At 46.6% G+C, this 11,732-nt stretch carries 9 protein-coding genes; 8 read left to right on the top strand and 1 reads right to left on the bottom strand.

Going from position 1 to position 11,732, the window contains the following annotated elements:
* Positions 1-177 precede the first annotated feature (177 nt).
* The 5 genes from ACF8CV_RS13095 (at position 178) to ACF8CV_RS13115 (ending at position 5,331) form a co-directional block, all read left to right on the top strand.
* Positions 178-2,625, top strand: a complete 2,448-nt coding sequence (locus ACF8CV_RS13095; protein WP_077672097.1) for a DmsA/YnfE/YnfF family dimethyl sulfoxide reductase — start codon at positions 178-180, stop codon at positions 2,623-2,625.
* Positions 2,625-3,254, top strand: coding sequence for a DMSO/selenate family reductase complex B subunit (locus ACF8CV_RS13100; protein WP_005433785.1), 630 nt, complete (start codon positions 2,625-2,627; stop codon positions 3,252-3,254). The genes ACF8CV_RS13095 and ACF8CV_RS13100 overlap by 1 nt, the downstream gene beginning before the upstream one ends.
* A complete protein-coding gene (locus tag ACF8CV_RS13105; protein WP_077672098.1) occupies positions 3,254-4,105 on the top strand; it encodes a DmsC/YnfH family molybdoenzyme membrane anchor subunit in 852 nt (283 codons plus the stop codon). The genes ACF8CV_RS13100 and ACF8CV_RS13105 overlap by 1 nt, the downstream gene beginning before the upstream one ends.
* A 130-nt stretch (positions 4,106-4,235) precedes the next feature.
* The gene (locus ACF8CV_RS13110; RefSeq protein WP_029840134.1) at positions 4,236-4,847 is read left to right on the top strand and encodes a molecular chaperone; all 612 of its coding nucleotides are present in this window, start codon (positions 4,236-4,238) and stop codon (positions 4,845-4,847) included.
* Entirely contained in the window at positions 4,834-5,331 is a 498-nt protein-coding gene (locus tag ACF8CV_RS13115; RefSeq protein ID WP_031380946.1) for a 4Fe-4S binding protein, read from the top strand. The genes ACF8CV_RS13110 and ACF8CV_RS13115 overlap by 14 nt, the downstream gene beginning before the upstream one ends.
* Before the next feature lie 56 nt (positions 5,332-5,387).
* On the opposite strand, the gene ACF8CV_RS13120 is transcribed toward ACF8CV_RS13115, so the two are convergent.
* A complete protein-coding gene (locus ACF8CV_RS13120; RefSeq protein WP_138938709.1) occupies positions 5,388-5,972 on the bottom strand; it encodes an FMN-dependent NADH-azoreductase in 585 nt (194 codons plus the stop codon).
* Between the two features lie 185 nt (positions 5,973-6,157).
* On the opposite strand from ACF8CV_RS13120, the gene hrpA reads away from it, so the two are divergent.
* The 3 genes from hrpA (at position 6,158) to ACF8CV_RS13135 (ending at position 11,567) form a co-directional block, all read left to right on the top strand.
* Positions 6,158-10,144 carry an ATP-dependent RNA helicase HrpA gene (gene hrpA / locus ACF8CV_RS13125; RefSeq protein WP_171056005.1) on the top strand — a complete coding sequence of 1,329 codons (3,987 nt, stop codon included), beginning with the start codon at positions 6,158-6,160 and terminating at the stop codon, positions 10,142-10,144.
* Between the two features lie 184 nt (positions 10,145-10,328).
* Complete coding sequence (locus ACF8CV_RS13130; protein WP_005483427.1) at positions 10,329-10,808, top strand: outer membrane beta-barrel protein; 480 nt, start codon at positions 10,329-10,331, stop codon at positions 10,806-10,808.
* A gap of 243 nt (positions 10,809-11,051) precedes the next feature.
* On the top strand, positions 11,052-11,567 hold the full coding sequence (locus tag ACF8CV_RS13135) for an outer membrane beta-barrel protein (protein WP_005454858.1): 516 nt from the start codon (positions 11,052-11,054) through the stop codon (positions 11,565-11,567).
* The last annotated feature ends 165 nt before the right edge of the window (positions 11,568-11,732 follow it).

Consider the following 11,732-nt stretch of genomic DNA (forward strand, 5'->3'; position numbering starts at 1 on the left):
CTTGATTAATAGATCTTAGAAATGTCACTTTGACCTCAAAGTGTTTTAGATATTTTCAAATCATGCCTATTTTGAAAATACGATCTCTATATCTTATTTGTTTCTAATTAGTGTTCTTTCCCCACTTGTTATTAATTAAGCGCCACTCCCAATTTTAAATGCACTTAGGAAAAAACCATGAGTCAAAATGGTAAGTTTAATATTACTCGGCGTGATGCTTTAAAGGGCGGTTCTGCACTTGGCGCTTTAGCGTTAGCAGGAAACGCGCTTTCTCTCCCGTTCGCAACTAAAGCGGTTGCCAAAGAAACGCCAGCAAAACCAAATGAAAAAATTGTCTGGTCGGCATGTACCGTAAACTGTGGTTCTCGTTGTCCGCTTCGTATGCACGTGGTCGATGGTGAAATTAAATGGGTAGAAACCGATAACACGGGTGATGATGTGTATAACCACAATCATCAAGTTCGTGCTTGTTTGCGTGGTCGCTCTATGCGTCGCCGTGTTTACTCGCCAGACCGTTTGAAATACCCACTTCTTCGCGTTGGTAAACGTGGTGAAGGTAAGTTCAAACGCATTACTTGGGACGAAGCCTTTGACCTCATCGGTGATAACCTAAAACGCATCATTAAAGACTACGGTAATGACGCGGTTTACCTAAACTACGGTACGGGTACCTTGGGCGGTACGGTAACTAAGAGTTGGGATCCAAGCGCGACATTGGTTGCACGTATGATGAACTTGTGTGGTGGCTACCTGAACCACTATGGTGACTACTCAGCAGCGAACATTGAATGTATGTCTGAGTATTTCTACGGCACTTGGGTAGACAACAACTCGATTGACGACGTACAGAACGCAGATCTTTGTCTGATGTTTGGTAACAACCCCGCCGAGACGCGTATGTCGGGTGGTGGTCAAATCCACAACTACGTGGACGCAAAAAATATTAGCCACACACGTTCGATTTGTATCGACCCTCGTTACACCGATACTGCCGCTGGCCGTGAAGACCAATGGATTCCTATCAAACACGGTACCGATGCGGCTCTTGTCGCTGCTATCGCCCATGTACTGATCAGCGAAGATAAAGTCGACCAAGACTTCCTTGACCGCTACTGTGTGGGTTACGACCGTAAAACTCTGCCAGCATCAGCGCCAGAAAATGGCAGCTACAAAGATTACATCATGGGCACAGGTCCGGATGGTATCGAGAAAACACCAGAGTGGGCACAGCCAATCACAGGTATTCCTGCTGATGTGATTTTGAAACTTGCGCGTGAAATCGGCGATGCAAAACGTATTTACATCACGCAAGGTTGGGGGCTACAACGCTCAGCAAACGGTGAGCAAGCGTGTAAAGCGATCATGATGCTGTCTCTTCTTCGTGGTCAGGTTGGTCTACAAGGTGGTGGTACTGGTGCTCGTGAGGGTAACCACTCTTACCCATTCCAACGCTTCCCGAAAGTGCCAAACCCAATCAGCGCTTCTATCCCAATGTTCCTTTGGACAGACGCGATTTTCCGTGGCACTGAGATGACCGATCTTACTGACGGTATCAAAGGTGTTCAGAAGCTGCAAAACAACATCAAGTTCATCTGGAACTACGCGGGTAACTGTCTGATTAACCAACACTCAGACATCAACCGCACACACGACATTCTTCAAGATGAAAAAGCGTGTGAAATGATTGTAGTGATCGACAACCACATGACGTCTTCTGCGAAGTATGCCGATATCGTACTGCCAGACTGTACAACGTCCGAGCAATCAGATTTCTGTATGGATGGTGCGGCAGCGTCAATGCCTTACTTCATCTTTGCAAGCCAAGCGATTCAACCTCGTTTCGAATGTAAGCCAATCTACGACATCATGTCTGGCGTGGCGAAGCGTATGGGCGTGTTTGATGAATTTACTGAAGGTCGCACTCAAGAAGAGTGGCTGCAATGGATGTACGCTCAGACCGTCAAACAAAACAACGATCCAAACCTGCCGTCTTACGATGAGATGAGAAAACAGGGTATCTACAAGAAGCAGTTCGATCGTCCACACGTGGCGTTTGAAGACTTCCGTCGTGACCCAGAAGCGAATCCGTTGCCTTCACCGTCAGGTAAGATTGAGATCTACTCAGAGACCCTCGCGAAGATCAACGAAGAATGGGAACTGGACGAAGATGAATCCATCACACCGTTGCCAGAATATGTTTCGACATTCAACGGCTGGGATTCGCCAGATCGTAAAGAGTTCCCACTTCAACTAACGGGCTTCCACTACAAATCGCGCGCGCACTCAACGTACGGCAACGTGGACATCCTAAAAGCAGCAGCGCCACAAGAGCTTTGGATCAACCCAGTCGATGCCGCTTCTCGCAACATTGATAACGGCGATTTGGTGAGCGTTCGTAGCAAGTTCGGCGAAATGAACGTTCGCGTAAAAGTGACCCCCCGCATCATGCCGCATGTTGTTGGCTTAGGTGAGGGGGCATGGTACGCACCAAACGCAAAAGGTGTTGACCAAGCGGGTTCAATCAACGTGCTGACAACACAACGTCCAAGCCCATTGGCAAAATCGAACCCGAGCCATACCAACCTCGTTGAAGTGACGCTAATTAAGAAAATGGGGGCTAAATAATGAGCACAGCGAAGCAGTATGGCTTTTACATTGATTCAAGCAAATGTACCGGCTGCAAAACATGTCAGCTCTCTTGTAAAGACAACAAAGATCTGGGTATCGACCGTAACTTCCGTCGTGTTTACGAATATGTAGGCGGCAACTGGACAGAAGAAAACGGCGCGTTCCGTCAAAACGTGTTTGCGTACTACTTATCGATCTCTTGTAACCACTGTACTAACCCAGCGTGTACCAAGGTTTGTCCATCAGGTGCAATGCACAAGCGTGAAGAAGACGGCTTTGTTGTTGTCGATGAAAGCGTGTGTATCGGCTGTAAATCTTGTCACATGGCGTGTCCTTACGGCGCACCTCAATACAGTGAAGAAAAAGGTCACATGACTAAGTGTGATGGCTGTTATGAACGTGTCGCAGAAGGCTTAATGCCAGTGTGTGTTGATAGCTGTCCACTACGTGCGATTGAGTTTGGTCCAATTGATGAACTACGCGCGAAATACGGTTCAAACGCGGATGTGGCACCACTGCCAGATTCTCGCATTACTAGCCCGAACCTGATCGTGAAGCTAAATCCAAATGGTCGACCAACCAATGACCGCACGGGTTTCCTACAGAATCCAAGAGAGGTGAAATAATGTTATACGAAGCACCATTAGTTGCCTTTACGGTTCTTGCTCAAACTGCGGTTGGCGCGCACTTAACGGTTAATGCGTTCGAGAAATTCGGTAAGCCACCACGCGTGACAGAACCTCGTATGAACATCGCTCGATTCGCAATTTTGGTTGTAATGGGTTTGGGTTTCTTGTTCTCAACCACTCACTTAGGTAGCCCACTTCGTGCCTTCAACGCATTAAACCGTGTTGGTAGTGCGGCGCTATCTAACGAGATCTTAACGGGTGCAAGCTTTCTGTCTCTAGCGGGTTTGTACTGGTTGCTGACGATTCTAAAAATCGGCAGCGAAGGCGTTCGCAAAATCGTGAACTGGTTGTCTATCGCGGTCGGCGTGATTTTCATGTTCACGATGGCAAATGTTTACCAAATCGAAACGGTTCCAGCATGGTACTCACCAATGACAACGGTTGCGTTTTGGTTCACGGTTGTGACTTCGGGCCTGATGTTTGGTTATACGCTGATCAACGTATTGGACGTGACGGCTGAGAAAACTAACCGTCGCCTAATGTGGACAGGTGTGAGTTTGATTGCGTTGAACCTAGCTTTCACAGTGATGCAAACCATTCACTTCGCAGGTATCTCAACCGCGATTCACAGTGGCTTAGATCAAATCACCATGCTATCTGGCTATGTTGCCGGTCATGTGCTGTTGCTTGTGGTTGCTGCTGCTCTTTGGGTATTCGCTGAGTTGTTTACCGCAGAAGGTCGTCAGAAGAACTTGCTGGTTATCGTGGCATTTGTTGCCTTGTTCGTCGCAGAGATTCTGGGTCGCAACGTGTTCTACGGCATGCACTTTACATCTGGTTTGTACTAATAACCGTGATTTGTACTAATCGCCGTTATTTGTACTGATAACCATTAATAGAGTGGGGCGAGTGTTCGTCCCACCTCTTTTCCGTTTTACTTAATCGAAGAATAAAAACACCAGTCATCAAAGGTACTTCATGCAAATTTCTCAACTTGAACCACAAGATACCAGCATCGTTCTTAAGCTGTTTGGTGCACTGTTTTACTACCAGCCAAAAGATTACCCAGCGGCAAACCTCGATACGTTGCTGAGCAATACAGATACACCAATCGAAGCGCTTAATGACATGCTACGCAGCTTTCAAAGCGAGAGCGAAGAGGCACTGCAAATGGAGCACGATCGCATGTTTGCTGGTATTGGTGAGATGCCAGCGCCACCTTGGGGTTCGGCTTATCTGGATAAAGAAGCGGTGTTGTTTGGTGAATCAACCATTGAATATCGTTACTTCTTGCAGCGTTGTGGTTTTGCTTTGGAATCGGACCAACGTGAGCCAGAAGACCAGATCGGTTTGATGCTGATGGTGTTAGGCATGTTGATTGAAACTGATCAACAAAAACTGGCGGCTGAAATGCTACGCGAACACTTGATGACATGGTTTGGCTTTTTCAATAAGCGCTTCAAAAAAGCGGTGACACTGACGCCTTACTCAAAACTGTCGAACCTTACTGAAGAATTACTTCAATCCCTGAGTGAGCAATACCAAGTCGTTGTGCCTGCAAAGAGAGATTACTCGGATGCGCCAGTCTGAATCGGTTGATCTAAGCAAGCGGCGTTTGTTTTCGTTCCGTCGTGCGCCGGTTGAACAAGCTCAAGAGCCTCGTGTTAAAGCGAGACCTCCGTATGCGGTGGAAGAATCAATGTTCACGCGGCTTTGTGATGGGTGCGGTAAGTGCGCTTCGGCATGTCCAAGCCAAATCATTGAAATGGTCGATGGCGTGGCCGCGTTAGACATCAGCTACTCAGCATGTGATTTATGCGGTGAGTGTAAGTCGGCGTGTCATACATTGGCGCTTGCCAACCAAATAGAATCAACCGGCTTGATTGCAACTATCTCGAACAGCTGCGAAAACTTATACGGTTATTGCGGTAGCTGCGAGGACAGTTGTCCTTACGATGCATTGCAATGGCAAGACGATGCCAAACCCAAAATTGATGCAGCCAAATGCAAAGGTTGTGGGCAATGTGCGCAAAGCTGTTACACCAGCATGATCAGCTTTGACTTAAAACGATAAAAAAGGGATTGGCGTAAACCAATCCCTTTTCGTTTGTATTCTTTTTGTCGTTGAAGTTATACCATTGTGGCAAGTTGGCTTTGCGCATCTGAAATACCTTTCGATGCCGCATCCTCACCCATGTTTAGCGCCTCTGCGTAAACAAATTCCACATCAGTGATTCCTACAAAACCCAGTACAGTGCGTAGGTATGGCGTCACGTTGTCGGTTGGTGAATCTTTATGGATACCACCGCGCGTCGTTACTACGATCGCTTTCTTACCTTCAATCAAACCTTGAACGCCGTTTTCTGTGTATTTGAATGTCACGCCTGCACGAGCAATCAAATCAATCCAGCTTTTAAGCTGAGTCGGAATGGTGAAGTTGTACATTGGTGCAGCGATAACCAAAGTGTCTGCGGCCTTTACTTCTTCAATCAAGGTATCAGACAAGTCGACAACCGCTTGTTGTTCTTGTGAAAGATCTTCCGTTGCGCGAAGTGCAGTGGCAACGGCGAAGTCCAAAACTGGCAGTGGGTTTGCAGCCAAATCACGAACGGTCAGTTTGTCTTGGTCTACATTTTTGATGAAGTCTTCAACCAATTTGTTTGATTGAGAGTAATCGCCAAGAATGCTTGATTTTAGAGCTAGTACACGAGACATAATGGTTATTCCTTAAATAAGTGCTTTCGACTATGGGAGCCATTATAAGCAAGGTAAGTGCGTTCAAAAGCCTAGCTATTCGCTTAACATGTTCGAAAAAATTGAATGAGCTTTCGGTTATCTTGTTGCAGACCTTGTGTGATACAATCCGCGCAGTTTTTGTAATGAAAAGAATAGGAAACGCTTTGACTTCGTCACAGCCCCCAAAAAAGACCCCCGCTGAAGAGCAAGCGACACCGTCAAATGGTGCGCAAAAGGCGACAGCGAAACAAGCTCAAACACCTCAGGCTCAAGTGAACAGCGCGGCATCTCTGCGTAAAGCACTGAATCAGTGCATGATGCGCGACCGTTTTCGTTTGAGTAAAAGAATCTCTGGTGCAAGCAAAATTAAGAAGGACGCAGCGCGTAACGCTGTGTTTGATGAAATCGCATTAGACATTGCTAAATCGATGATGGTTGCGGAACAACGCAGCAACTACAAGCCAACGATTGAATACCCTGAAATCCTGCCAGTCAGCCAAAAACGCGACGACATTGCGAAAGCGATTGAAGAAAACCAAGTGGTTATCGTTGCGGGTGAAACCGGCTCAGGTAAAACCACTCAGCTACCAAAAATTTGTGCTGAGCTTGGTCGCGGTAAGTTTGGTCTGATTGGCCACACTCAGCCTCGTCGTCTTGCTGCGCGTTCGGTTGCGAACCGTATTGCCGAAGAGATGGAAACCAAGCTTGGTGAGTTTGTTGGTTACAAGGTTCGATTCAACGACCAGATCTCTGAAAACACCCAAATCAAATTGATGACAGACGGTATCTTACTGGCTGAGATTCAACACGACCGTTTCTTGAATCAATACGACACCATCATTATCGATGAAGCGCACGAGCGCAGCCTTAACATCGATTTCATCTTGGGTTACTTGAAAGAGTTGCTACCACGTCGTCCTGATTTGAAAGTGATCATCACGTCGGCAACCATCGACCCAGAGCGTTTTTCAAAACACTTCAACAATGCACCAATTATTGAAGTGTCTGGTCGTACTTACCCAGTAGAAACGCGTTACCGCCCACTAAGTGGTGATGACGACAACGATCGTGACCAGCTTGAAGGTATTTTCGAAGCGGTAGACGAACTGTGTGATGAAGGTTTAGGTGACATCCTGATCTTCATGAACGGTGAGCGTGAAATCCGTGATACCGCTGATGCACTGTCTAAACGTAACCTGAAGAGCACGGAAATTGTGCCGCTTTACGCGCGCTTGTCGGCGGGTGAACAGAACAAAATCTTCCAACCGCATGCTGGTCGTCGAATTGTACTGGCAACCAACGTAGCAGAAACCTCGTTGACGGTTCCGGGCATCAAATACGTGATCGATCCGGGTACGGCGCGTATTAGCCGTTACAGTTACCGTACTAAAGTACAACGCCTTCCAATCGAGCCAATTTCTCAGGCGAGTGCGAACCAACGTAAAGGTCGTTGTGGTCGTGTGGAAGAGGGTATCTGTATCCGTCTGTACTCAGAGGAAGATTTTGAGTCACGTCCGGAGTTTACCGATCCTGAGATCCTGCGTACTAACCTAGCATCGGTTATCTTGCAAATGACGGCACTGGGTTTGGGCGACATTCAAGCGTTTCCATTTGTGGAAGCGCCGGATAAACGCAACATCCAAGACGGTGTTCGCTTGTTGGAAGAGCTTGGAGCGATTAACGCCGAAGCGAAGGACGCGAAAAAACGCTTAACCAGCATTGGTCGCCAATTGGCTCGCTTGCCTATCGACCCGCGTCTCGCACGTATGGTTTTGGAAGCGCCAAAATATGGTGCACTAAAAGAAGTGATGATCATCGCAGCGGCATTGTCGATTCAAGATCCGCGTGAGCGCCCTTCAGACAAACAACAATCGTCAGATGATAAACATCGTCGTTTCTTCCATGAAGAGTCGGATTTCCTGACATTTGTGAACTTGTGGGATTACATCCAGAAGCAGCAGAAAGCGCTGACGGGCAACCAATTCCGCAAACAATGTAAGCAAGATTACTTGAACTACTTGCGCGTACGTGAGTGGCAAGATGTGTACTTCCAGATTCACCAATCTATGCGTGAAATGGAATTCAAACTTAACGATGAGCCTGCGTCTTACCATGGCGTACACAGTGCGATTCTGGTTGGCTTGTTGTCGCACATTGGTATGAAAGACCAAGAGAAGAATGAATACCAAGGCGCGCGTAACGCTCGTTTTCATATCTTCCCGGCATCGGGGCTGTTCAAGAAGCAACCTAAGTGGATCATGTCGGCTGAGCTGGTGGAAACCTCGAAACTTTGGGGTCGTATCATCGCCAAGATTCAACCGGAGTGGATCGAGCCATTAGCCAAGCACCTTATCAAGCGCAGTTACAGCGAACCGCATTGGTCGAAGAAACGCGCGGCGGTGATGGCGCATGAAAAAGTCATGCTTTACGGCGTACCAATCGTACCGAAACGTTTGGTGAACTACGGCAGTATCGATCCTACCGTTAGCCGCGAAATCTTCATTCGTAGTGCATTGGTTGAAGGTGAGTGGGAAACCAAACACGCGTTCTTCAAGCAAAACCGCAAGCTTTTGCAAGAAGTGGAAGAGCTTGAACACAAATCTCGTCGTCGTGACATCTTGGTGGATGATGATGAGCTGTTTGATTTTTATGACCAACGCGTTGGTACCGAAGTGGTGTCTGGTAAGCATTTCGATACATGGTGGAAAAAGGCATCGAAAGAAAACCAGGAACTGCTGAACTTTGAAAAAGAGATGCTATTCAAGGGCGATGCTAGTCATGTAACCGATTTGGATTACCCGAACTTCTGGCATCAGAATGGTTTGAAGCTCAAGTTGAGTTACCAGTTTGAACCGGGTGATGATAGTGACGGTGTAACCGTACACTTGCCGTTGCCGATTTTAAACCAAGTCGAACCAGCAGGTTTTGACTGGCAGATCCCGGGGTTACGCCATGAGCTTGTGGTGAGTTTGATTAAGTCTCTGCCGAAGACAATTCGTAAGAACTTTGTGCCGGCACCGAACTATGCTGATGCGTTTTTAGCACGCGTAACACCAATGGAAGCGCCGCTGCTGGACTCGCTAGAAAAAGAACTGCGCCGTATGACGGGCGTAGAAGTGCTGCGTGAAGATTGGAACTTAGAACAAGTGCCTGAGCACTTGAAAGTTACGTTCCGCGCGGTTGATCATCGAAATCGCAAGCTGAAGGAAAACAAAGATCTTCATGAACTGAAAGAAAGCTTGAAAGACAAAGTTCAAGAAACGCTTTCCAAAGTCGCGGATGACGATATCGAACAACAAGGCCTGCATACGTGGAGCTTTGGCGAACTACCGAAAGTGTATCAACAAAAACGTGGCGGCTACGATGTAAAAGCGTATCCGGCGCTTGTTGATACCAAAGACAGCGTTGAAATCAAACTCTACGAAACCGAATTTGAGCAGATCACCGCAATGCGCGCTGGTCAGCGTCGCTTAATTTTGTTGAACGTACCGTCGCCAATTAAATATTTGCACGCAAACTTGCCGAACAAATCGAAGCTGGGTCTGTACTTTAACCCTTACGGCAAAGTGCTTGATCTGATTGATGACTGTATTGCCTGTGGCGTCGATAAGCTTATTGAAGAGCAGGGCGGTTTGGTTTGGGAGCCTGAGAAGTTTGAAGCGTTGAAAGAACACGTTCGCGCTGAACTGGGTGATACCGTGGTAGAAATTGCCAAACAGGTAGAAACCATTCTGACGACGGCTTTCAACATCAACAAAAAGCTGAAAGGCAAGATTGATTTCACCATGGCGTTTGCGTTGTCGGACATCAAAGCGCAAATCGAAAGCTTGATTTTTAAAGGCTTTGCAACGGAATGTGGCTGGAAACGTCTGCCTGATATTCTTCGCTACATGCGTGCAATTGAGCGCCGCATGGAGAAATTGCCGATCGATCCGAACAAAGACCGTTTGCACATGCTTAAAGTGGAATCTGTCACCAAGGATTACAAAGAGTTGCTGAATAAGATTCCGAAAGGGATGGTGATTCCAGAAAATGTGAAAGAAATCCGCTGGATGATTGAGGAGCTTCGAGTGAGCTACTTTGCTCAACAATTAGGCACTCCATATCCGGTTTCTGATAAACGAATCAAAAACGCGATTGATGCTTGTTAATCAACAAGTAAAATGGCGCTGTGGTTTGTTGTAAACGATGAACAAGTTACTGGTACAGTAATTGCTAGTAACTTGTCACGTGTTGTTTTTAGTTCTCGGGAGGCAATGGTTCGCCTCCCTTGTATTTGCAGTACCAACGTCTGATTTGCAAGACGTGGGGAATAATAAAGAGTAAAGGTAGATGATGAAAAAAACTCTATTAGCAGTGGCGCTACTTGGCGCATCTTCTGCGGCAATGGCAGATTCTTGGATTTACGGCGGTGCAACTGTTGGTCAATCTGACTACAAAGGCGAGACAGATACGTCTTACTCTGTGCACGTAGGTACAGGTATTCTACCTATCATCGGTATTGAAGCGGGTGTAACTCAACACGGTGAGTTCAACGTAAACGGCCAAGATACTAAGCTGACTTCTTACTACGCTGCACTTAAGCCAAGCATCGATTTTGGCCCACTGCACGTGTACGCGAAAGGTGGTATCCACCAGTGGGATAAGAAAGTAAAAGGCGGCAAAGACGATGATGATTTCGATCTAATGTACGGTGTAGGCGCTGAGTACTTCATTTTTGGTCCAATGTCTGTTGGTGCTAGCTACATGAACTACACTGCGGGCAAAGACGACATCGGTACGTTCTCTGTTAACGCGACATTGCACTTCCTATAATCATCCGTTCAAGATGATGCAAATTCTGAACACCGGCATTGCGCCGGTGTTTTTTTGTCTATTGATAATCCTAACTGCTCTTAATTCTACTATTCACCTGAATTGATATCACACAAACAAAATCTGAACATAAATTATTCACTTTTTGATCTTAAATTCGCCATGCCTTCCAATATATAGTGACGAGTAGGTGCGCATGTATGCGTAATGTTCCGTTCAGGAATCGAACAGGAAGGTATAACTATGAAAACAAAACTCTCGTTATTGGCTTTGGCGTTGTGTTCAACATCAGTGCTCGCTGACTCATGGATTTATGCAGGCGGCCAAATTGGTCAATCAGATATTGATGGCGAAAACGACACAACGTATGGCGTGCATGTCGGAACGGGGATTCTGCCATTAATCGGTATCGAAGTCGGTTATTTCAACCACGGTAAAGTCGACTTGTCTTTCGGTGGCAACAAAGGGGATGCGGATTTCACTTCGTTCTACTTAGCGGCGAAACCAAGCATCGATTTTGGCCCGCTACATGTGTATGCCAAAGGCGGAATTAATGCATTCAATGTCGATTACAATGGCGGATTAAGCTCGGTCAGCAAAGATGATGGCGTGTCTTACATGTATGGCGTCGGCGCGGAATATTTCTTGTTAGACAATATCTCTGTTGGTGCAAGTTACCAATCATTTGGCGTGGATATCAATGGGGACAGCGATAACCTAAGCAGCTTTACGGGCAACGTGACTTTCCATTTCTTGTAAACCGCAAACTTCCCGATCTTCTTTATCCAACTCACCCTTCATAGTTGGTTGAAAAACTCCACCTATCTCAAAATGGTCTCGCACTTATGTGCGAAGCCATTTCTTTTGTTCTGAATACCGTTTGACCTTGTTGATTGAAGGTTTTCCTCTGTGTATTCCAATTTT

This window comes from Vibrio sp. zbq_1 (genome assembly GCF_043102935.1).
GTDB classification, from domain to species: Bacteria; Pseudomonadota; Gammaproteobacteria; order Enterobacterales; family Vibrionaceae; genus Vibrio; species Vibrio parahaemolyticus.